Origin of the sequence: Streptomyces sp. NPDC096040, assembly GCF_040303265.1 — a bacterium.
GTDB lineage: Bacteria > Actinomycetota > Actinomycetes > Streptomycetales > Streptomycetaceae > Streptomyces.
In genome coordinates, this window is record NZ_JBEOTA010000038.1 from 33,730 (window position 1) to 54,063 (window position 20,334).

Annotated in this window: 20 protein-coding genes and 1 pseudogene; 8 read left to right on the top strand and 13 right to left on the bottom strand. The window is 71.5% G+C overall.

All coding sequences use genetic code 11. The features are described from left to right. Positions 1-27: 27 nt before the first annotated feature. Together ABTY98_RS36180 and ABTY98_RS36185 are read right to left on the bottom strand one after the other, a co-directional pair. The gene (locus ABTY98_RS36180) at positions 28-1,065 is read right to left on the bottom strand and encodes an MHYT domain-containing protein (RefSeq protein ID WP_352225350.1); all 1,038 of its coding nucleotides are present in this window, start codon (positions 1,063-1,065) and stop codon (positions 28-30) included. A gap of 156 nt (positions 1,066-1,221) precedes the next feature. Beyond that, positions 1,222-1,872 carry an NADPH-dependent F420 reductase gene (locus ABTY98_RS36185; RefSeq protein ID WP_352225351.1) on the bottom strand — a complete coding sequence of 217 codons (651 nt, stop codon included), beginning with the start codon at positions 1,870-1,872 and terminating at the stop codon, positions 1,222-1,224. A 139-nt stretch (positions 1,873-2,011) separates the two neighbouring features. Between ABTY98_RS36185 and ABTY98_RS36190 the strand changes: the two genes are divergently transcribed. Beyond that, on the top strand, positions 2,012-2,455 hold the full coding sequence (locus ABTY98_RS36190; protein WP_352225352.1) for a GNAT family N-acetyltransferase: 444 nt from the start codon (positions 2,012-2,014) through the stop codon (positions 2,453-2,455). Between the two features lie 55 nt (positions 2,456-2,510). Here ABTY98_RS36190 and ABTY98_RS36195 read toward each other — a convergent pair whose 3' ends face one another. The 3 genes from ABTY98_RS36195 to ABTY98_RS36205 form a co-directional block, all read right to left on the bottom strand. Continuing rightward, positions 2,511-3,710 (bottom strand): glycoside hydrolase family 64 protein, encoded by a 1,200-nt coding sequence (locus tag ABTY98_RS36195; protein WP_352225353.1) that lies wholly within the window; start codon positions 3,708-3,710, stop codon positions 2,511-2,513. A 150-nt stretch (positions 3,711-3,860) separates the two neighbouring features. Beyond that, the gene (locus ABTY98_RS36200; protein WP_352225354.1) at positions 3,861-4,616 is read right to left on the bottom strand and encodes a dienelactone hydrolase family protein; all 756 of its coding nucleotides are present in this window, start codon (positions 4,614-4,616) and stop codon (positions 3,861-3,863) included. A gap of 109 nt (positions 4,617-4,725) precedes the next feature. Next, positions 4,726-5,346, bottom strand: a complete 621-nt coding sequence (locus tag ABTY98_RS36205) for an L-threonylcarbamoyladenylate synthase (RefSeq protein ID WP_352225355.1) — start codon at positions 5,344-5,346, stop codon at positions 4,726-4,728. Positions 5,347-5,969: 623 nt separating this feature from the next. Between ABTY98_RS36205 and ABTY98_RS36210 the strand changes: the two genes are divergently transcribed. Continuing rightward, positions 5,970-7,499, top strand: a complete 1,530-nt coding sequence (locus tag ABTY98_RS36210) for a helix-turn-helix domain-containing protein (RefSeq protein ID WP_352225356.1) — start codon at positions 5,970-5,972, stop codon at positions 7,497-7,499. 362 nt (positions 7,500-7,861) lie between these two features. On the opposite strand, the pseudogene ABTY98_RS36215 reads toward ABTY98_RS36210, so the two are convergent. Next, a pseudogene (locus tag ABTY98_RS36215) lies at positions 7,862-9,125 on the bottom strand (serine hydrolase domain-containing protein). Positions 9,126-9,358: 233 nt separating this feature from the next. Here ABTY98_RS36215 and ABTY98_RS36220 point away from each other — a divergent pair. Next, positions 9,359-9,532: a hypothetical protein gene (locus tag ABTY98_RS36220; protein WP_352225357.1), complete on the top strand. Its 174-nt coding sequence runs from the start codon at positions 9,359-9,361 to the stop codon at positions 9,530-9,532. Between the two features lie 5 nt (positions 9,533-9,537). Here ABTY98_RS36220 and ABTY98_RS36225 read toward each other — a convergent pair whose 3' ends face one another. Further along, positions 9,538-10,005 carry a hypothetical protein gene (locus tag ABTY98_RS36225; protein ID WP_352225358.1) on the bottom strand — a complete coding sequence of 156 codons (468 nt, stop codon included), beginning with the start codon at positions 10,003-10,005 and terminating at the stop codon, positions 9,538-9,540. Positions 10,006-10,337: 332 nt separating this feature from the next. Here ABTY98_RS36225 and ABTY98_RS36230 point away from each other — a divergent pair, with 332 nt between their 5' ends. Further along, positions 10,338-11,687 carry a transaminase gene (locus ABTY98_RS36230; protein WP_352225359.1) on the top strand — a complete coding sequence of 450 codons (1,350 nt, stop codon included), beginning with the start codon at positions 10,338-10,340 and terminating at the stop codon, positions 11,685-11,687. Between the two features lie 20 nt (positions 11,688-11,707). After that, the gene (locus tag ABTY98_RS36235; RefSeq protein ID WP_352225360.1) at positions 11,708-12,148 is read left to right on the top strand and encodes an Lrp/AsnC family transcriptional regulator; all 441 of its coding nucleotides are present in this window, start codon (positions 11,708-11,710) and stop codon (positions 12,146-12,148) included. Positions 12,149-12,169: 21 nt separating this feature from the next. Here the strand turns inward: ABTY98_RS36235 and ABTY98_RS36240 are convergent, their stop codons facing one another. Continuing rightward, the gene (locus tag ABTY98_RS36240; protein ID WP_352225361.1) at positions 12,170-13,267 is read right to left on the bottom strand and encodes a PP2C family protein-serine/threonine phosphatase; all 1,098 of its coding nucleotides are present in this window, start codon (positions 13,265-13,267) and stop codon (positions 12,170-12,172) included. Between the two features lie 245 nt (positions 13,268-13,512). Here ABTY98_RS36240 and ABTY98_RS36245 point away from each other — a divergent pair, with 245 nt between their 5' ends. Further along, positions 13,513-14,421 (top strand): GNAT family N-acetyltransferase, encoded by a 909-nt coding sequence (locus tag ABTY98_RS36245; RefSeq protein ID WP_352225362.1) that lies wholly within the window; start codon positions 13,513-13,515, stop codon positions 14,419-14,421. Between the two features lie 104 nt (positions 14,422-14,525). Here the strand turns inward: ABTY98_RS36245 and ABTY98_RS36250 are convergent, their stop codons facing one another. The 5 genes from ABTY98_RS36250 to ABTY98_RS36270 all read right to left on the bottom strand — a co-directional run bounded on the left by ABTY98_RS36250 (position 14,526) and on the right by ABTY98_RS36270 (position 18,189). Further along, positions 14,526-15,413: a Gfo/Idh/MocA family protein gene (locus tag ABTY98_RS36250; protein WP_352225363.1), complete on the bottom strand. Its 888-nt coding sequence runs from the start codon at positions 15,411-15,413 to the stop codon at positions 14,526-14,528. A gap of 47 nt (positions 15,414-15,460) precedes the next feature. Then, entirely contained in the window at positions 15,461-16,444 is a 984-nt protein-coding gene (tgmB, locus tag ABTY98_RS36255; protein ID WP_352225364.1) for an ATP-grasp ribosomal peptide maturase, read from the bottom strand. A 15-nt stretch (positions 16,445-16,459) separates the two neighbouring features. Then, entirely contained in the window at positions 16,460-16,651 is a 192-nt protein-coding gene (gene tgmA / locus ABTY98_RS36260) for a putative ATP-grasp-modified RiPP (RefSeq protein ID WP_352225365.1), read from the bottom strand. A 176-nt stretch (positions 16,652-16,827) separates the two neighbouring features. Further along, on the bottom strand, positions 16,828-17,694 hold the full coding sequence (locus ABTY98_RS36265) for a fructosamine kinase family protein (protein WP_352225366.1): 867 nt from the start codon (positions 17,692-17,694) through the stop codon (positions 16,828-16,830). Positions 17,695-17,721: 27 nt separating this feature from the next. Further along, positions 17,722-18,189: a hypothetical protein gene (locus ABTY98_RS36270; protein WP_352225367.1), complete on the bottom strand. Its 468-nt coding sequence runs from the start codon at positions 18,187-18,189 to the stop codon at positions 17,722-17,724. 244 nt (positions 18,190-18,433) lie between these two features. Between ABTY98_RS36270 and ABTY98_RS36275 the strand changes: the two genes are divergently transcribed. Together ABTY98_RS36275 and ABTY98_RS36280 are read left to right on the top strand one after the other, a co-directional pair. Continuing rightward, the gene (locus tag ABTY98_RS36275) at positions 18,434-19,141 is read left to right on the top strand and encodes a cyclodityrosine synthase (RefSeq protein WP_352225368.1); all 708 of its coding nucleotides are present in this window, start codon (positions 18,434-18,436) and stop codon (positions 19,139-19,141) included. Next, positions 19,138-20,328, top strand: coding sequence for a cytochrome P450 (locus tag ABTY98_RS36280; protein ID WP_352225369.1), 1,191 nt, complete (start codon positions 19,138-19,140; stop codon positions 20,326-20,328). The genes ABTY98_RS36275 and ABTY98_RS36280 overlap by 4 nt, the downstream gene beginning before the upstream one ends. Positions 20,329-20,334 lie beyond the last annotated feature (6 nt).

The window sequence follows — 20,334 nt, forward strand, 5'->3', positions numbered from 1 at the left end:
CGAGGGGGTTGGCGTCCTTCGGGGCGGTCACCACTCGTAGGGGTTCGAGGGGGCGCCGTACGGGTTCTCGGGGCGGGTCGGGGTGCCGTACCGGCCGGTGCCGCCGGGCGCCGGGCGGCCCGGGGCGCCGTACCGGTCCGGGCCGGCGGGTGCGGTGCGCGTCGCCGTGCCGGGCTGGGCCGCGCCGCCGGGCGCCGGGCGTGCCGGACGGCCGTGTCGGTTCCCGGGTGCGCCCCCGTCGCGCGGGCCCGGTGGCCGCGAGCGCGCCGTTGGTGGCGGCGCCGACGCCCCGTCGTCCTTCCCGGCCGCCTGCCGGTTCCAGTCGCCTTCGCCCAGGACCAGCAGCGGGTCGAACATCACCACCACCCCGGCCAGCAGCAGGAAGACGGCCGGGCCCAGCAGCATGGGCAGCAGCAGCGAGGTCGGTGAGGCGCTCGACCACGAGGTGGCGGACGCCGGGTGTACGTCGACGCTCACGGCCGCCATGGCGGTGTAGTGCATGCCGGATACCGCAAGACCCATCACCAGGCTGGCGCCGAGGCTCGCCGTGAAGCCCCGGACCGACACGGCGGCCCAGAGCGCGGCCGTCGCCGCCGCGATCGCGATCAGTACCGAGAGGGCGACCGTGAGCCGGTCGTAGTGAATCGTTCCGTCAAGGCGGAGCGCGGCCATGCCCAGGTAGTGCATGGCCGCCACGCCGAGACCCGTGATGACGCCCGCCGTCCAGAGCGTTCCGGCGGTCGCGCCCCGGTAGCCGACCGCGAAGACACCGATGCCGACCACCAGGATCGCCACCGCCAGACTGAGCAGGGTCAGGGCCACGTCGTAGCGGATGGTGGTCTCCTGGACATGGAAGCCGATCATCGCGATGAAGTGCATCGTCCAGATGCCGCAGCCGATCGAGGCCGCCCCCAGCGCGAGCCAACCGGGCTTCCAGGACTGCCCGTTGTGGTAGAGCGACCGGACGATGCAGCGCAGCCCCAGGGCTGCGCCCAGACAGGCCATCAGATAGGCCGCCACCGGAGTGACCGCACCGTAGTGGAACCCGCTTGTCGTGCCGTGCATAAGTGAAACTCCCCCCAGAGCCACGGCTGTTGTGGGGAAGGTACTACGCGCCGGGGGCGTGCGCCCCGGCGTTCACCGGGACTTCAGTTACCTCTGGGCACCACGAGTCGGCACAGCTTCTCCACGGGCCGTTTTCGGTCCGGGCACAGAAGTGGCTCAGGGTGTGACGATCTTGATCGCGCTCATCCAGCCGTGCCCCTCGGGGCGCGTCTGCAGGGCCATGTGCAGCAACTGGATGCCCTCCAGCTCGCGGGCGTGGCGCAGTCCACCGACGACCACCGGGTTGAGCCCGCCGGAGGAGGCGAGTTCGGCCACCTGGTCGCGGGCCGCCGGGTCGTCGCCCGCGATGAACACGTCCAGCGGCAGCCCGCCGACCTCGCCCGCGACCAGCGAGCCCGCGAACGTGGTGTTGAAGGCCTTCACCACCCGGGTGCCCGGTACGGCGGCCTCCGCGATCTGCTCGGCGCCGGAGCTGTCCGCGGGCACCGTGAGTGTGTCGAAGGTGGCGAAGTCCACCGGGTTGGAGATGTCGACGACGGTTTTCCCGACCAGGTGGTCCCCGTACTCGACCACGACCTGCTTGGCCGCGTCGAACGGTACGGCCAGCACCACCACGTCCGCCGCCCCCACCGCGTCCGGCACGGCGGGTGCCACATCGGCGCCCGGCATCCGCTTGCCCAGGGCGTCGGCGAGCGTGGCCGCCTTTGCCGGGTCGGTGCCGACCAGCCGGACGGTGTGCCCACCCGCCAGGGCCCGGGTGGCGATACCGCCCGCCATGTTGCCTGTGCCGACGATGAAGACCCGCATGGTGAGCCCCTTCCGTGGGGGTGGGAGCTGCCGACGACCGGGCTGGGCCGCAGGGGCTGCGCCTCCTTACCACATCAGAATAAACCGGATAAAACGGTCAGCCTGTCGGGGCTCGGGTCACGGGCTAGCCTGGCCGGTCATGGGGGACTGGGAGATACGGCCGGCGTCGCCGGCTGACGTCGAAGCGGTGGCCGAGCTGCGGGCCGTCGTGCTGCGGGACGATCTGGAACGGCTCGGGCGGTACGACCCGTGTCGCGTCCGGCAGCGGCTGCGCGACGGGTTCGACGCGGCCCACACCTGGGTGATCGAGGTGGGCGGCGCCTTCGCCGGCTGTGTCGCGCTGCGGCCGACCGCCGACGCCCACTGGCTGGAGCACTTCTATCTGGCCCCGGACGTCCAGGGCGCCGGCGTCGGTTCGGGCGTGCTGCACGAGCTGCTGGAGCGGTGCGACCGTAACGGCGTCCGGGTCCGGCTGAACGTCCTGCGGGGCAGCGCGGCCCAACGGCTGTACGAGCGGCACGGATTCACCGTCGAGACCGAGGATCCGGTGGACGTGTTCATGGTGCGCACGCCGTCCTCCTGAGCCCGGAAGCCGAGTGTCCCGCACCCGGAGGCCGGGTGCGGGACACTCGACTGTGTCAGCTCAGCGGGTCCAGCGTGAGATACGCCTGCTGCGGACTGCCGTCGTTGACCAGTGACTCCTGGTTGCCCACGTCGTCGAAGGCGAAGGCGTACGCCTTGCCGTCGGCCATCTGGGCGTGGACGGAACGCGCGTACTGGTTGGTCACCGCGTCCTTGTAGAAGTCGGCCGGGTTGGTGTCCGGCTGGTTCGCACTCGTCAGCAGCGTGGACCGGTTGAAGCCCGCGCACAGGGTGCGCGAGATCGGGCCGCGCACCTGGTCGTTGGGCGCGTCGAGCAGGTTGTGACAGCCGAAGACGCTGCCCGCGTCCGGCTTCTGGAAGCTGGTCACCACCGCCCCGGCGGAGTTGGTGAAGTTCATGACGTTGCCCGACACCCGGCCGAAGTACTTGGTGTTCGGCTGGTCCGTGAACGGTGTGACGGTCAGGGTCGTCGTCGTGTACTTCGTCCAGACGCGGTTGACGTAGTCGTCCAGGACGCTCGCGGGCAGCGCCCCGGTCTCCACCCCGTACAGCGGGGAGAGCGCGCGGAGGACGGTGCCGTCGGATCGGGTCTGGACCAGGTTCGCCCAGCCGCCCGACTGTCCGCGCAGGGCGTTGAAGAAGCCGCTGTAGCCACCGGACTTGAGATGCCCTGTCGTGCTCACGGTGCCGTCGGAGCGCTGCACCCCGACCGCGTACGGCGCCGAGAACATGTCGACCTGGGTGCTGTTGATCCACAGACCCGAGTCGTTGAGCGTGTACTCGGACCAGTTGAAGAGGATGTTGCGGTTGGGGTCGCTCGGGTTCTGCACGGCGGGCTGCACCAGACCGCCCGTGGTCAGTCTGAAGTCGAGCTTCTGGCCGTAGGAGAAGTAGATCCGGCCGGAGAACTTCGGGATCCGGATCGTCGTCGACTGCCCTGCCGCCGGGCCCGTTATCGAGGCGTCCGGTGCGGGGGTCGGCGGGGTGCCGCCGGCGGGCCAGGCGTGGAAGGTGCCGTTCGCGTCGGCCCAGCCCTGCTGTCCGGTGGAGAGCTGGGTGCCGAGGTCGTAGATGTACACCTGGTCGCCGCGGCCGGAGTTGTTGGTGATCTTCAGCGGGATCGTGTCCGGCACCGCCGCGCCGGCCGGCTGCGGGGTGCCCAGGGTGAGCACCCCGCCGATCAGCGCCGCCGCGGCCGCCAGGGGCAGCGTCCGGCGTGCGAGTCCTGTGCGCACTCTCCACCTCCGTGTGGGGGTCGGGGTCGTACGGACATTGGTCCGTACCAGTCTGAGAGCGCTCTCAGGGTGGCGGTGGGGCGAGTGCATGTCAATGAGTCGGACGGAATCGGGGCCCGTCGGCCGACGGGCCCCGCTGTACCGCTCCGATCAGAAGGTGCGCTTCAGCAGACCGAGCAGTGCGTCCCAGTGGCGCTCGGCGGCCTCGGCGGAGTATGCCGGGGTGTCGGCCTGGGTGTAGCCGTGCGCGGCGCCCGGGTAGATCTCGCAGGTGTTGCGGACTCCGGCGGCGGTGAGCGCCTCCTCGAAGGTGCGGATCTGCTCCTCGGTCATCGAGTGGTCCTGGTCCGCGAAGCCGAAGTACAGCTCCGCCGTGATCCGGTCGGCCAGCAGGTGCGGGCTGTCCGCGTCCTCGGTGACCAGCCGGCCGCCGTGGAAACCGCCCACGGCCGCGACCCGGTCCGGGAACACGGCGGCGGTCCGCACGGCCAGCCGGGCGCCCATGCAGTAGCCGGTGATCGCCACCGGCCCGTCGGTCACCTGCGGGCTCTCGGCGAACCAGTCCAGGTAGGCGGCCGAGTCCCGGTCGCTGAACTCGGGCGTCAGCGCCTGCATGATCGGGCCGATCCGCTGCCAGAGCGTCGGGTCCGCGGCCGGGTCGATGAACTCGGGCAGTTCGATGACCGGGGTCCTGCCGCTGCGGTAGAAGACGTTCGGGACCAGAACCGTGTAGCCCGCATCGGCGAGCCGGTCCGCCATCGACTTCAGGTGCGGGCGGATGCCGTAGGCGTCCTGGTAGAAGAGCACGCCCGGGTGGGGGAGCCCGTCGGCGGGGTGGGCCAGGTAGGCGTCGGCGACGCCGTCCTCGGTGGTGATGTCCACGTCGGTTCCCTGTACGGCGGTCATGGCGCAGTGCCTCTCTGTGGAGTCGGCGTCGGGTCGGGGGCCCGGCGCGGCATGTCCCGATCATCGTGGCACGCGAAGGTGAGAGGACGATTGCCCGGGGACTCCGTCGTCACTCGAAGCGCGAGGTGTCTCCCGCGCCCCGGCGGACGATCTGCGCCTCGCCGTCGGAGAAGTCGATGACGGTGGTCGGCTCGGTGCCGCAGTCCCCGGAGTCGACCACCGCGTCCACCTGGTGGTCGAGCCGGTCCTTGATCTCCCAGCCCTGGGTCAGCGGCTCCTTCTCGTCCGGCAGCAGCAGCGTGCTGGACAGCAGCGGTTCGCCCAGCTCTGCCAGCAGCGCCTGGGTGACCACATGGTCGGGGATACGGACGCCGACGGTCTTCTTCTTCGGATGCAGCAGCTTGCGCGGCACCTCCCGGGTCGCCGGGAGGATGAAGGTGTAGCTGCCGGGGGTCGACGCCTTCACGGCCCGGAACACGTCGTTGTCGACGCGCACGAACTGGCCGAGCTGGGCGAAGTCGCGGCACATCAGGGTGAAGTGGTGCCGGTCGTCCAGGCGTCGGATGCCGCGGATCCGGTCGATGCCGTCCCGGCTGCCGAGCTGGCAGCCGAGCGCGTAGCAGGAGTCGGTCGGATATGCGATGAGTGACCCCGAGCGCACCGCGTCGGCGATCTGGGAGATGCTGCGCGGCTGCGGGTTGTCGGGGTGCACGTCGAAGTACTTCGCCATCCGCAGAGCTTATGCCGTACGGGCCCGGACGGCCGCACGGACTCGGCGGGACGGGTACGGCCCCGGGGCGGCGCGGCGCTTGGCCCCGAGCTGACCGGAGCGGGTGTGCCCACGGCGACGGCCGGGCAGCTCACGGCGGCCGGGGAGGCCGTGGCCATGGGGGTCGCCCCGGTCTGCGACGGCGTGCCCGACGCGCGGCAAGGCGGTCGTGGAGGGCAGCGGGAACGCGTTGAGGAACCAGGGTGCACACCTCCGTCGTGGTCACCCGCGTCCTCTGTCTGTTCGGAGTGCCTGTTCGTAGCCGGCAGCCACCGGGGGTCGCAAGTCCACCGAGGCAGGTATCTTCCGCCGCCGAGGTCCGCTTCGCCCCGAGTCCGACGAAGGTCGCCGATCCGTACGGGCTCGCGTCTTCCGGATCAGTGTGCATACCCGCCGGATTTTCGGGCACCCGCCCTACAGCCGCCCGAGGGCCCACCCCCCGGCCCCGGGTGAGGCGTACTCCGCCGGCGGCCCTTCCCCCGAGGGCCGTCGGCGGAGCTGTACCCGGCGGTCGGGACCGGCCCAGGTTCGTCCGGTAACGTCCGTAGGCCGAGGTCGACGCTAGGGACGAGGAGCAGGGCGAGATGGCAGGCCGGGAAGGCGAGGGCCCGCACCACCCGACACCGCACGGCGACACCTGGGCCACGCAGCTCCTCGACCATCTGCGCCCCGGCGCCCGCGACCCGCGCCGGGTCGTCGGCTGGCTCGCCCGCGCGGTGCAGGCGACGGTCTGCCTCCAGGACACCGACGGAACCCTGCTCGCCGGGGAGCCGCTGTCCCTCGACGACAGCCTCGTGGCCGAGGTGGTCGCAGGCCGGATCTCCGCCGCCGCCGTCCAGGACGGCGACCGGCACCTCCGGCTGGTCTCCGTCCGCGCTCCCGACCCGCGCCGGGCGGCCACCTCACTGCTCGCCGTGGCCCGCGCCACCCCCTTCGACCGACGCGCCGCCGAGATCGTCACCCAAACCGCCGGCGTCGTCGAACTCCTGCTGAGGGAACGCGAGTTGACGGCCGCCGGGCGCCGGCTCCGGCGGGCCACCGCCGATCTGCGCCTCGCCATCCTGCAACTGCTGATGGTGGAGGACACCGTCTCCGCACGTCGGGTCGCCGCCGGCCTGTGGCCCGGCCTCCTCGACACCGACAGCGCCTGTGTGTACGTCGTCGAGGGGCACCCGGCGGAACGCGACGGGCTCGCTGAGGACTGCCTCGCCATCACCCGCGGCCAGGCCCTGGTCGTGCGCTGTCCCGCGGTCGACGGCCATGTCATCGTCGTCAGCCCCGCGCCCACGGCGGGCGAGTGGCTGCGCTCGCTCGTCGACGGCCGCCCCGGCACCTTCCTCGGCGGCAGCGTCCGGCAGAGCCTCGCCCGGACCGCCACCGCCTACGGCCAGGCCATCAGCGCACTCGCCGTCGCCCACTTCCGCCCCGGCCAGGCCGCCGTCTACGCCGAACGCACCCACCCGGAACGGCTGATGGACCCCGCCGCGCTGCACGCCTGGTCCACCGCCGTGCTCCGGCCGCTCGACACCCTGCCCCACCACACCCGCGCCGAACTCCTCGCCACCACCCGCCTCGGCCTGGAGTTCACCGCCGTCAGCGCGGCGAAGGTCCTCGGCGTCAGCCGCAACACCGTCCGCGCCCGCATGGACCGAGTGGAGGCCCTGCTGGGCGCCGACTTCTCCGACCTCACCGTGCGCGCCACCGCCCATCTGGCCCTCAACACCCAGGCGGCCAGGACGGAAGACCTCACCGGTACGGCACCGCAGGCGTCCGGCGTGCGACTCGGGGACCTGCTGGCCGGGCCCGGGCTGCGCGTCTGGGCGCACGACCTGCTGGACCGTCTGACCCGGGACGGCCGTGACCTGCGCGGCACCCTGCGTGCCTGGATCGCCGCCGACGGCAACGCCGAACGCGCCGCCCAGGACCTGGGGGTACACGCCCAGACCGTCCGTGAACACGTCCGGGGCGCCGAGCCCGTCCTGGAACGTCAGCTGCTGGCAGCGGGCACCGACCTGTACGAGGTCGTCCTGGCTCACCTCGCCCTCGGGGACCTCACCGCACCCGTCCTGCTCGGGGCGAATCCGGGCCAACCGGACTCACCTGTGCACGGGTGAGTCCTCCGGGTTCCCGATCGGGCACCGGTGCGATACCCAACGGCCGGATCCGCACGTAGGTTCACGTTCGCGGGGGCACGACCGGAACGGGGGACCGGTCGCAGCCCCCGCGACCCCCGGACTCACGCCCCCGTGACCTGGATTCACGCCCTAAGCCGAACAGGGCGGGCAACGCGGCGAGCGCCTCGGCTCGGGCCAGCGGCGCGCGGAGAGCGTTCCGGCGGCGAGACCACCGGCCAACAGTTCCGGTAATTCGATCATGGAATCGGTTTCCAGGGGGAGTAGGGCAGCTGTGGGCAGGGGGAGCCCAGGGCCCTCCCATGTGGCACTCGCGGCACAGTGCACACCGTCAGTGTGGGGCGTCAGCGCGTGGCGGAGGCCGGCGCCGGAAGGTCGAAGACATGGGTGGGCGAGACGACCCGGGTGATCGCCCGGCCCAACAGCGTGCTCGGCTCGATGTTCCCCCGGTAGCTGATGTCGGTGTTCAGCAGGACGACTACGGTCGTGCGCGCGGACGGCAGACAGACGGTCAGGGCCTCGTAGCCCGGCAGCGAGCCGTTGTGCCCGATCCAGCCCTGGACGTCGAAGATGCCGAGGCCGTACCCGGCGCCGGGGATCCCCGTCGGCGGAGACGTCAGCCGCTGCTTCTGGACGACAGGGCCGACCATGGTCGTACCGTCGGGGAAGACCCCGGTGGCCGCCGTACGCGCCCATGTGTGCAGGTCGTCCAGATCGGAGATCATCGCACCGGCCGCCCACGCCCAGGAGGGGTCCCAGTCGGCGGTCTCCTCGACCTTTCCGGTCGCCGTCTGATCGGTGTAGCCCTGCGCGTGCGGGGCGGGGAACTCGTTCCCGGTGGGGAACACCGTGTGGCTCATGCCCGCCGGACCGAGGACGTGCTCCTGGAGGTAGTCGCCGAGCCGCTGTCCGCTCTCCTTCTCGACGAGCAGGCCGAGCAGGATCAGGTTGGTGTTGGAGTAGTAGAACTTCTTCCCGGGCTGGAACATCACCGGGTGCCTGAAGGAGTAGGCGAGCAACTGCCGTGGGGTGAAGGGGCGCTGCGGATCCGAGGTCAGCGCCTTGAAGAAGCCGTCGTCCGCTGAGTAGTTGAACAGCCCGCTGCGCATCCCGGCCAGGTCCCGCAGGGTGATCCGGTCGCCGTTGGGCACGCCGTCGAGGTACCTGCCGATGGGGTCGTCCAGGCCCACCTTGCCGTGGTCGACCAGTTGCAGTACTGCCGTGACGGTGAACATCTTGGTTTCGCTGCCGATGCGCATGTACAGGTCGGACGACATCTTCTGTCCGGTGGCCTTGTTCGCGACCCCGAACGAGCGAACGTAGTCGGGCCGGCCGGGTGTGCCAGACGCCGACGGTCACACCGGGCACGTTCGCCTCGCGCATGACCTTCCGCACGGCCGCGTCGAGTTGGCGGGCCACGGCCGGGGTCATGTCACGGACGTCCGGACTGCCCGACGGCGACGGCGACGGCGACGGAGTGGGCGAGGGCGCGGCGAACGCGGCCGGTACGGAGGCGGCGGCCGCCCCTCCGGCGAGCGGCACCGTCAGTGCCCCCAGCGCGAGCGCGATCGCGGCCCCGCTGCGCAGCATGGCGGACGTGGGCGACATGGGCTGACTCCAGGCACGTGAGAGGGAACGTGCGGTGGGGTCGGACGTCAGAACCCTGACCTCACAGCGTACGAGCGCACCCCCGAAGGCGCCTGTCGACCGGAGGCCCCCCGAACACCTGCCGGAATGCTTGTAGGACAGGCGGCCGGGTCCGATCAGGGGGCGTGCTCACCCGACCCGGTGAGCGCGTACCACCGGCACGTACCACCGGCGCGTTCGGGCGTTGCCCCGGCATGGACGGATCCTCATCCACGCCCTGGCGCCCGGCCCGGGAGCCGCGTGCCCTCCGCTCCATCGAGCCGATCTACGCCCAGCTCCTCCGGGAGTGGCGGGACCAGGGCCGTACCGTGCCGGCCGGACCCGAGGACCGGCAGGCCACCGTGCTCGTGCCCCGGCCCCGCCGCTGACCCCGCTACTCCGCGCACCTCGGGGCCAGCACCGCCAGCGCGCCGTTGGCCTCCCGCAGTGCCAGCTCCAGCGTGCCCGGCGCATGCAGCGCACCGCTGCCGTCGGGCGGCACCAGCCACTCCAGGTACCGCGCGGGCCGGTACGGCGGCGGTACGGCGAGCCACGCGCCCTTGGTCGCGTAGCGCAGCCCGGCACCGATCCAGCCGCCGGACGGATCGGGCGGCAGGAAGAAGCCGACCCGGCCCGCCGCGGTGTCCACCAGGGTCGGCCCGGGCACCGGCAGCGACGGCCGCCACAGCAGGTCCAGCGTGAGCAGACCGAGCCGGTCCGGGACGCTCAGCACATCCCAGTAGCGGCCCGCCTCCAGCAGTGCGACGCCCTCCCCGTGGTCCCACTCCCACTTGCAGGCCCGGGGGTCCGCCGCGGCCGCCGCGAGCCATTCCACACCCTGCATCCACATCGCGTTCGTCATGCACCGCTCCGGGGGATCACCGCTCACCTGTTTCGGGCGCAGGGAACGACCGACACCGGGCACTCGGTGCGTTCGCACGCCAACCCGGCATATGCATGCTGGTAGATATTTCTAACTGGCGGAAGGGGTGGCGAACCGTGGCGTTTAAGGGCGGAAGTTCGAACACCGAACCCTGGTGCGATTGCTGAGCGTTGCGGCGGGCGTTCTTCGGGCGCCGCCGCTCGAATCAGCTTTCGTGACAATCGATTCGAGCGCGATGTCTTGATGGGGAGCCGGTATCAGTCGTACGCTCCCTTGATTCCGTCGCCCTCGCTCCCGACCAGGGGTACTCCATGGACCGCACCCGTCTGCACGCCCTCCTCGCCCGGGAGAGCGCCGAGGCCGAGCGGCGCAATCCCCGCTCCAGAGCGGCATATGCCGGTGCCGGCCATCTCTTCGGCCGGGTCCCGATGACATGGATGAACAAGACCGCCGGCGCCTTCCCGCGCTATCTGGCGACCGCGCGCGGCGCCCGGGTCACCGACGTCGACGGGCACACGTACATCGACTTCTGCCTCGGCGACACCGGCGCGATGGCCGGTCACTCGCCGGCCGCCGTGACGGAGGCGGTGCACCGAAGGTTCGCCGAACTGGGCGGGGCCACGGCGATGCTGCCGACGGAGGACGCGGAGTGGGTGGGTGCGGAGCTGACCCGCCGCTTCGGGCTCGCCCGCTGGAGCTTCTCGCTCACCGCGACCGACGCCAACCGGTGGGCCATCCGGCTGGCCCGGGCCGTCACCGGCCGCCCGAAGGTCCTGGTGAACAGCTACAGCTACCACGGCAGCGTCGACGAGTCCCTCATCGTCGTGGGCCCCGGCGGCAAGGGCGCGCCCCGCCCCGGAAACGTCGGCGCGCCCTGTGACGTCACCCTGACCAGCCGGGTCGCCGAGTTCAACGACCTCGTGCAGCTGGAGCGCGAACTCGCCCACGGCGACGTGGCCGCCGTACTCATGGAACCGGCGCTCACCAACATCGGCATCGTCCTGCCGGAACCCGGCTATCTGGCGGGCGTGCGCGCCCTGACCCGGCAGTACCGCACGCTGCTGATCAACGACGAGACGCACACGTTCTCCGCGGGCCCCGGTGGCTGCACCGCCGCCTGGGACCTGGAGCCGGACCTGCTGACCATCGGCAAGGCCATCGGCGGCGGCATCCCGGCCGGCGCCTACGGCCTCTCCGCCGACCTCGCCGAGCGCCTCCTGGCCCGCGCCGACCTGGACCTGGTGGACATGGGCGGGGTCGGCGGCACACTCGCCGGCAACGCGCTTTCTGTCGCCGCCACCCGGGCCACCCTGGAGCATGTGCTCACCGACGAGGCGTTCGCCCGTATGGCGCGGCTCTCCGAACGCTTCGAGACCGGCGTCCGGCAGGCCGTCGACGCACACGCCCTGCCCTGGTCGGTCAGCCGCCTCGGCGCCCGCACCGAGTACCGCTTCGCCGCCCCGGCCCCGCGCACCGGCACCGAGTCCGCGGCCGCCGCCGACACCGAGCTGGAGGACTTCCTGCACCTCTACCTCGCCAACCGGGGCATCCTCCTCACCCCGTTCCACAACATGGCCCTGATGTGCCCCGACACCACCGAGCAGGACGTCGACACCCACACTGAGATGTTCGGCGCCGCCCTGCTCGAACTCGTCTGCTGAGGAAGGGAGCCGAGGTGCACATGGACGACATCGACCGGGCCATCCTGCGCGAGTTGCAGAGCGACGGCCGGATCGCCTACGCCGACCTGGGACCCCGGGTCGGCCTCTCCGCCTCCGCGGCCCGGCAGCGGTTGCAGCGTCTGCTGGACTCCCGGGCCGTGCAGGTCGTCGGCGTCACCGACCCGATGGCCATGGGCGGCCAGGCGATGGCACTGCTCGGCGTCGGCGTGGACGGCGACCCCCGCGCCGTCGCCGACGCCCTCGCCGCACACCCCGAAGTGGTCTACTCGGTGTTCACCTCGGGCGGTTTCGACCTGTTCGCCGAGGTGGTCGCACCCGGCCCGAAGCACCTGCTCGATTTCGTCAACGACGTGGTCCGGCCGATCGAGGGCGTGCGCGAGGTCCGGTCGTTCCCGTACTTCGGCATCCACACCCACCGCTTCCTGTGGGAGGTGGGCTGAGGCGGGACGGGCGCCGAAACCTCAGGTGATGTCCGGCGCCAGGACGAGCATGGTGGCGTCGTCCCGCACCTCGCAGCACCGGGTCAGATCGGCCCACACCAGCTCGGTGAGCTCGGCCGCGTCCGCGGCGGCGAACCCGGCCAGCCGCTCCGGGAGCGGATAGAAGCCCCCTGCCCGGTCGCGCGCCTCCCAGACGCCGTCCGAGGCGATGAACAGCCGGTCGCCGGGCCCCAGCTCGACCGTGACCTCCTTCGGCGGTTCCACCCCCACAAGACCGAGCCCCATCGGTGGCCCCGGAGCGGCGGCCAGCTCCTGGGCCCGGCCGTCGCGCAGCAGCACCGGCGCCGGATGACCGCAGGCCACCAGTCGCACCGACCGCAGATCGGCGGAGAACTCCAGCAAGAGGGCCGTGGCGAAGAGCTCCGCGTTCGGTACGTCGGCCGAGTCCACCGTCAGTCTGCGGTCCATCCGCGCCGCCACCGACTCCAGGTCCGGCTGGTCAAGGACCGCCTCCCGGAACGCCCCGAGCAGCGACACCACCGTGGAGACGGCGGCCAGCCCGTGACCGCGTACGTCCCCCATCACCGCCCGCACACCGAAGGGCCCGTCCCGCACGTCGAAGAAGTCCCCGCCGACCAGCGTGCCGTGCTGCGCCGCCCGGTACAGCCCGGCGCACCCCACCGCCCCGACCCGCTCCGGCAGTGGCGGCAGCACGGCGTGCTGCACGGCCTCGCCCACCGCCCGCTCGGTGACCAGCTGCGCGTCCCGGTGGCTGCGCACATAGGACACGAACACACTCAGTAGGGCGACGAAGGTGATCGTGAGCAGGTCGGTGTTGCCGGGTTGGTTCAGATGGGTGGCGGGCACGTTCAGCAGGACCACGACCAGGCAGCTGAGCACGGCCGTCGCCAGCGGGCCGTACGACAGGACGGCCAGCGGCGGGATGGCCCCGAGCAGGAAGCCGAAGTCGTGGCCGTCGGGGCTGGCCAGCGTCAACGTGGTCACGACCGCGAGCAGCAGTACGGGCAGCACCCGCACCCAGCGTGGCGGCGGTGCACCCTGCAGCCACCCACGCCCGTCCCGGTAGTCACGCGACAACCAGCCGCGCACCGAAGTCACATCCCCAAGCTACGCCCGTGTCTGGACAAGGGTCGCGTATGGATCTTGAAATGCCGCAGCGATAATTTCCGTGGACGTGTCCCAACCGGGGCCCCTACTGTGTGAGGCGCACGCCCGAGACCGGACGGAAGGAGGCGAATGTGACGTTCATCTCACCCATTCCGCGCTCCCTCCCAGTCTGCCGGGCGTGACAGGTCAGAGCTGACCCGGGAGCGCTGCCCACAGTACGTATCCCGGAGGAATCTGTGACCGATCCGGTCATCCGCACGCTCGACGACAGCACCGCCTCGCTCTTCGACGCCCTGCCCGACCCGCTGCGCCTGCGCGAGACGCACCGGCACACCCGCTACCGCCCTGGCTGGAAGCGCGTCGCCCTGCGCGACGGGCGGGTGGTCGCCCGCGCCGCCTGGTGGGGCGGCCCCGAGGACACCGAACCGCTCCTGATCAACTGGTTCGACGTGGCCGAGGGCGAGGAGGAGGCCGGCGCCGAACTGCTGCGCGGCGCGCCCTGGCAGACCGACGAACTGGAACTCGACCTGCCCGCCGGCTGGCGTGACGTCCCCGCGCTGCGCACGGCCGCCGAGACCCGCTTCGGCGCCGCCCGCAAGGCGGGCTATGAACTGCTGGTGGAGCGCTACAACTACCGCTGGACCCCCGAGTGCGGTCTGCCCGCGCGGCCCGGCCGTCTCGTCTTCACCCCCGAACCCGACGACTCGGTCTTCCTCGGCATCCTGCGCGACATCAGCTCCGCGACCCTCGACGCCCACGCCCGCAGGGCCGTCGCGAAGGGGGGAGTGGAGCTGGCGGCCCAGGAGGACCTGGAGATCTTCCACTGGTTCCCCTCGCCCCGCGAGTGGTGGCAGATCGCCCGCACGCCCGACGGGGAGCCGGTCGGCATCCACATCCCGGCCCGCAATCCGTCCGGGCCGTGCATCGGGTACATCGGCGTCCTGCCCGCGCAGCGCGGGCACGGCTACGCCTACGACCTGCTCGTCGAGTGCACCCGCTTCCTCGTGGAGCAGGGCGCCGAGGCCATCGGCGCCGCCACCGACCAGGGCAACTTCCCGATGGCCGCGCACTTCGCCGAGGCGGGCTACCCGGTCGTCCGGGAGCGGATCAACTTCTGGGCGACGGCCGCTGTCAGTGCCGGGTGACATGCTGACGGCGCGGTGATCCACAGCCGACGGAGAAGCCGGCATGGGATTCGAGGGCGGCATCCGGCAGGTGCGCGGCAAGCGGGTGCCCGTCGGCGAGATCGCTAGCCGACGTCCTTGCCCAGCAGGGTCTCCGCCTCCGTGAGGATCTCGGTGACCCGTAGGCCGAAGGCCGCGTCGCAGGGGTGCGGGTGGCCCGTGCGGGCGGCGGTGGCCAGGGCGTCGGCGGCGCGGGACAGGGCGGGGACCGCTCCCTCCGCACTCCTCGGCAGCAGCGTCACCCCCGCCTCGCCCCGCAGCTCCACATCGGCCCCGGCTGCCGCCGCGGGAGCCGTCAGGCTCAGCGTCACCGTGCTGGACGCACCGGCGGCATGGTCGAGGACCAGATGGACGGTGTCCGCGGGGCCGTGCACGGCGGCCGCCACCCGCCGTACGTCGCCCAGGACCGGAAGCAGCACGGACAGGGCGTGCGGGCCCACGTCCCACAGCGCGCCCTTCTCCCGTCGCCACGGCGACGCGGCGAACGGGCTCTCGTCGGTGAACACCGACCCTAGCCACTGCGCCCGCGCCGTGAACCAGCCTGCCATGCCCGCCTGTTCGCCGATCCACGCCTCGGGTTCGCTCTGGAACCGGGTGGTGAAGAAGACCACCGAGGCGACCCCGGCCCGCTCTGCCGCCTCCACCACGGCCCGCGCCTCGGCGACGCCGAGCGCGAGTGGCTTGTCCAGCAGCAGATGCCGGCCCGCCGCCGCGGCCCGCACCGCCAGTTCCGCCTGGACGGCCGGCGGCAGTGCCACGGCCACCGCGTCGACATCGGCGAACAGCGCGTCCACGTCGTCGTATGCCCGGACCCCGTACTCCTCGGCCAGCTCCGCCGCGGCCTTCGAGCGGCGGCCCCACACCCCGGTGAAGTCCAGCGATCCGTGCCCCGCCAGCGCGGGGGCGTAGGCCGCCCGTGCCCAGGGGCCGGTCCCCAGCAGTCCGATGCGCATCTCCCGTTCCTCTCTCCGTGCCCGGTCCCACATCGTCGCCCGGATGGTCAAGGCGTCGTGCTCCGACCGCCGTTGACGTACGGCCGGTACTGCTCCGTGCCGTGCGCCAGCCAGCCGGCGATGGTCTCGGCGATCGGCTGACCGGTGTCCATCTCGACGAAACCGAACTGGCCCGACTGGTTGCACTCCAGGAACCACCAGATGCCGTCGGCGTCCTCCGCGAAGTCGAAGGCACCGTAGGCCAGTTCTGCATCCTTCATATACGTGTGAACGTTCTCGGCGACTCGCGGCGGCACCTCCGCCTCCTGCCAGGGAGAGACGGACGGGGCGAACCGGACGTCCACATCGTCGGGATGGGCGTCCGGGTTCACCGGCTTGCGGGCGGCCAGCAGCCGCTCGCCGACCACCGTCAGCCGGATGTCCGCCCGTTTGGCGACCCGCCGCTGCAACAGCGTCGGCCCGAACGCCACCGCCGCGAAGTCGGTGTCCGGCGCCACCCGGCTGGTCGGCAACGCCCGCGGCGGCTCCTGCGGATGCGCGCCCGACACCGGTTTGACGACCAGATCCGGGAAGCGTTCCGCGAACTCCCTGGCCGCCTGCGGGAACGTGGTGATCAGCGTCGCGGGCACGGCGAGTCCGCTGCGCTGCGCCAGCCGCAGCTGCCACGGCTTGTGGCGGGCCCGGCGGGCCGCGTCCGGATGGTTCATCCAGCGCGCGTCGGTCCCGCGCAGCATGCCGTACAACGCCTGTTCGGACTCCTCGCTCAGCCAGGCGGACGGCTGGGCGGCCCGAGCGGCCGCCACCCCCGGCCTGCGCACCCAGATGGAGCGGAGGCCGCTCATGCTCACCAGACGCCCGTTGACGGACAGATGCCCGCGACTGACGCCCTGCACATATTCGCCCGACAGGGCCACACCGCTGGTCAGATCGGCAGGATCGAGGCGGACGACGGGCACTCCGGCCTCGTGCAGCCGGAGGACCACCATGTCCGCCGTCACGTCCTCGTCACTGGTCAGGATGAGCACGGTCATCGTGGGGGCCCGCGCTCAGTCGTCGAAGTGCGTCTTGGAGCCCGCGGTGGAGGTCGTGGTCCCCAGGGCTTTGAGCATTGCGTGATCGGTGGCTGCGATCCGGCCATCGAGGAGAACGTTCAACTGCAGTCCGGAGTCATACGCGTACGGAGTGATGACGTCCAACTGCACTGCGGGGCGTGCGTAGTTGAGCGCGAACGGTTGCATGGTCTCTCCCTGTTTCGTTCTTCCATGCACTTATACGATTCGAACGCGTGGTTGGTTTCCTTACTCTGCGTAATCTCAGTCCTAATTAAGGGCTTGTTAAGAAACCAGCTGGGAATCAGCGGTGAATCGTTCCCGTCCGTGGCCGATTTCACATGCCCGTTCGGCATGTGACGGCGTCAGATGCCCGCGATGGACCGGGATGTCTCCAGAGTCTGTTCGGCGTAGCCCCGTCCGAAGAGCACGGTATGCACCAGCAGCGGAAACAACTGGTGCACTCCCACACGCTCCGCCCAGCCGGCGGCCAGGGGGGCCACCTCCTGGTACCCCTCCAGGATCAGGTCAAGGTACGGACAGCCGAAGAGGCGGAGCATCGCGAGGTCGGTCTCGCGGTGCCCGCCGTGCGCGGCCGGGTCGATCAACCGGACCGGGCCGTCGGCGCCCCACAGGACATTGCCGCTCCACAGGTCTCCGTGCAGCCGGGCGGGCGGCTCGGGCGGCCCCGCCAGCTCCGGCAGCCGCTCGCAGACCCCCTCGACCACGGTCGCCTCGCCGGGCCGCAGGAGCCCGCGGTCGACCGCCGTGCGCAGATATGGCAGGACGCGGTGTTCGGCGTACCAGTGCGGCCAGTCGGTTCCCGGCTCGTTGCGCATCGGGGCGAGGCCGATCCAGGCGTCGCACGGGCCGTCCGGCGGCGCCGCCCCGAAGGCCGGGGCTCCGGCGGCGTGCAGTGCGGCGAGCGCACGGCCGAAACGCGTCGCCGCCTCGGCGCCCGGACGTCCGGGCGGGACCAGCTCGGTCACCAGCCACCGCTCGTCGTGCCCCAGCACCCCGGGTACCGCGACCGCCCCGGCGGCGGCCAGCCAGCGCAGCCCGGCCGCCTCGGCCCGCACCGCGCCGGGGCCTTCGCCGCGCTTGACCATCACCGCACGCCCGCCGGTGAGCGTCACCTCCGCCAGGCTGCCCGACCGTGCCCGCTCGGCGGAGACCGGCCGCCCGGTGAGCCGGGCGGCCACCGCACCGGGACCTTCGTCGCAGTCGACCACGGTCACCAGGGTACGGGCCGGCCCGGTTCAGGAGCCCCAGGTGCCCTGGTCGACGGCACAGTTCCACCCCGTGCCGTGCAGTGCGAACTTCACCTTGTAGGTACGGGTGTTCAGCAGATGTGTCTGCACCTTCACGCCGAGACTGGCCTTCTTCTTCAGTGTCGTCGTGTACACCGAAACCGTTTTCGACGTCTTGTGGCTGACCTTGCCGCCCTTGGCCGCGGCGCTGCCGAAGCGGATGTTCTTCACGTCCGTCACGGTGAACGTGACCTTCGTGAAGCTCGTGCTCGCGCTCGTGTTCTTCACCGCGAAGTACAGGCCGCCGTTGGTGACCCAGCCGGCCGAGTTCACGTAGAAGCGGCTCGGATAGACGATGTCGACCGGGCAACCGGTGCTCCGCGCCGCCCCGGCCTGCGCGGACGCGCCGGTTGCCAGGCCCAGCTGGGCGGCGGTGACGACTCCGGCGGCGGCCAGGACCCCGAAAGAAGTGCGCATACGGTTCACTACGGTGATACTTCCCCCTGCGGTACTCATCGGACCGTAGAGGAGAGTCCCACCTTCCCGGCCTGAAAGCACGTGCATCTCCACGGGACTTCCACCATTGCTACGACAGGTTCCGGCCAAACCCAGACGGTAACTACCCGTGTCGATCAGGTACCGCTAGCGTGAGGGCCGCCGCGTCGCCACACCAGGGGCACTGGGCCCCGCAGGGACTAGCGAGCGGCGGAGGGTATCCCCCTTGACCACAGCATCCGTGCTGATGGCCGACGTCTTCGAGGTTCAGCCCTACACCTCCCACTGCCAAGTCATCTACGACGAGGGTGCGCACGCCGTGATCGGCGTGTCGCCGGGCAACAGCTACTTTTCCGCCCGGCGCCTGCACGACCTCGCCCACTGGGGACTGGACCACTTCGACAGAGTCGACTTCGTCTATACCGATCTGTACGTCGCCGAGATGTACGAGGCATCCGGCTATTCGCCCGACGAGGCCCGCCGCAAGGCGGTGAAGAACCTGCGCGGGGTGCGCGCCAAGGTCCGTGACGCCGTCACCGAGGCCGATCCGGAGGGCACCCGGCTGCGCTGGCAGCCGATGTCCCGCTTCCGCGCCAACCCCTCCTACCAGGAGATCCACCGCCGGCTGAAGGACCGGCTGGTCGAGGACGGAGACTTCCGGGCCGTCTGCGACTCCCTGGTCAGCCGCTTTCTCTCGGCCAGAGGAGAGGAGGCGAGCGACCGGCAGCGCGCGGTGTGCCTGGAGTACGTGTGCGCGGAGGCCCCGCTCTTCCTCGACACCCCCGCCATCCTCCACGTGCCGTCCTCCCTCAACTGCTACCACCAACTGCTGCCGATGGCCGAGCTGTTGTACGCCCGGGGCGCCGGACTGCGCGCCTCCCGAAACCAGGGGCACGCGATCGTCACCCCCGCCGCCGAAGGAGCCCCGGCATGACCACCGCCACGGAGCTACTGTCCTTCCCGTTCTCCTGGGACGGCACCCGGGTGCCGGACGAGGTCGGGGAACTGCGCGCCACGAGCCCGGTACGACGGGTGCGCACGATCGCGGGAGACGAGGCCTGGCTGGTGTCGTCGTACCGCCTGTGCCACCAGGTGTTGCGCGACGACCGGTTCTCCCTCAAGGACACCTCCGCACCGGGCGTGCCCCGCCAGTACACGCTCACGATCCCGCCCGAGGTCGTGAACAACATGGGCAACATCACCGGCGCCGGGCTGCGCCGCGCGGTGCTGAAGGCCCTCAACCCCAAGGCGCCGGGCCTCATGGAGTGGCTGCGCGCGGAGGCGCACCGGCTGGTCGACCTGCTCGTCGAGGACGGACCTACGGCCGATCTGCGGGGCGCGTTCTGCGAGCCGTACTCGGCGGGGATGCACTGCCACATCCTCGGCATCCCGCAGACCGAGGCCCCGGCGTTCCTGCGCAGCCTCGACATCGCGTTCATGAACTCGGCGTGCCCGATAACCGGCGCCCGGATCAACTGGGACCGGGACATCGCCCGGATGACCGCCCTGCTCGACGACCCGGCCACCCATGGCCTGATGGGCGAGCTCGCCGCACTCCGGGACGGCCCCGAGCACGACCGTCCGAACGACGAGATGCTGGCCACCGTCGGCGTCACCATGTTCGGCGCCGGAACCATCTCCACCTCCGGCTTCCTCACCATGGCCCTGGTGTACCTGCTCACCCACCCCACGGCACGCGACCTCCTCAGGGACCGCCCGGACCTGATCGGCCCGGGGGTCGAGGAACTGCTGCGGGTGAACCTCTCCATCGCCGACGCACTGCCCCGGCTCGCCCTGGAGGACATCCGGCTCGGCGACACCGACATCCGCGAGGGCGACCTCGTCCTGGTCCTCGTCGAGGGCGCCAACCTGGACCCGGAGAAGTTCCCCGACCCGCACCGCTTCGACGTCCACCGCGACAACACCGCCGAGCATCTCTCCTTCGGCGGCGGAGCCCACTACTGCCCGGCGACCGCGCTGGGCCGGGCGCACGCCCGGATCGCCCTGGAGGTGCTGCTCGACCGGCTGCCGGACCTCGCCCTCGCCGTGCCGGCCGCCCAACTGGTGTGGCGCACCGGCTTCATGAAGCGCATCCCGGAGCGGCTGCCGGTGTCCTGGTAGGCGGCC

Excerpts from the sequence above, each read along its gene's own strand:
- ABTY98_RS36180 (WP_352225350.1), bottom strand. The coding sequence starts at position 1,065 with ATGCACGGCACGACAAGCGGGTTCCACTACGGTGCGGTCACTCCGGTG.
- ABTY98_RS36185 (WP_352225351.1), bottom strand. The coding sequence starts at position 1,872 with ATGCGGGTCTTCATCGTCGGCACAGGCAACATGGCGGGCGGTATCGCC.
- ABTY98_RS36190 (WP_352225352.1), top strand. The coding sequence starts at position 2,012 with ATGGGGGACTGGGAGATACGGCCGGCGTCGCCGGCTGACGTCGAAGCG.
- ABTY98_RS36200 (WP_352225354.1), bottom strand. The coding sequence starts at position 4,616 with ATGACCGCCGTACAGGGAACCGACGTGGACATCACCACCGAGGACGGC.
- ABTY98_RS36205 (WP_352225355.1), bottom strand. The coding sequence starts at position 5,346 with ATGGCGAAGTACTTCGACGTGCACCCCGACAACCCGCAGCCGCGCAGC.
- ABTY98_RS36210 (WP_352225356.1), top strand. The coding sequence starts at position 5,970 with ATGGCAGGCCGGGAAGGCGAGGGCCCGCACCACCCGACACCGCACGGC.
- ABTY98_RS36220 (WP_352225357.1), top strand. The coding sequence starts at position 9,359 with ATGGACGGATCCTCATCCACGCCCTGGCGCCCGGCCCGGGAGCCGCGT.
- ABTY98_RS36225 (WP_352225358.1), bottom strand. The coding sequence starts at position 10,005 with ATGACGAACGCGATGTGGATGCAGGGTGTGGAATGGCTCGCGGCGGCC.
- ABTY98_RS36230 (WP_352225359.1), top strand. The coding sequence starts at position 10,338 with ATGGACCGCACCCGTCTGCACGCCCTCCTCGCCCGGGAGAGCGCCGAG.
- ABTY98_RS36235 (WP_352225360.1), top strand. The coding sequence starts at position 11,708 with ATGGACGACATCGACCGGGCCATCCTGCGCGAGTTGCAGAGCGACGGC.
- ABTY98_RS36250 (WP_352225363.1), bottom strand. The coding sequence starts at position 15,413 with ATGCGCATCGGACTGCTGGGGACCGGCCCCTGGGCACGGGCGGCCTAC.
- tgmB (WP_352225364.1), bottom strand. The coding sequence starts at position 16,444 with ATGACCGTGCTCATCCTGACCAGTGACGAGGACGTGACGGCGGACATG.
- tgmA (WP_352225365.1), bottom strand. The coding sequence starts at position 16,651 with ATGCAACCGTTCGCGCTCAACTACGCACGCCCCGCAGTGCAGTTGGAC.
- ABTY98_RS36270 (WP_352225367.1), bottom strand. The coding sequence starts at position 18,189 with ATGCGCACTTCTTTCGGGGTCCTGGCCGCCGCCGGAGTCGTCACCGCC.
- ABTY98_RS36280 (WP_352225369.1), top strand. The coding sequence starts at position 19,138 with ATGACCACCGCCACGGAGCTACTGTCCTTCCCGTTCTCCTGGGACGGC.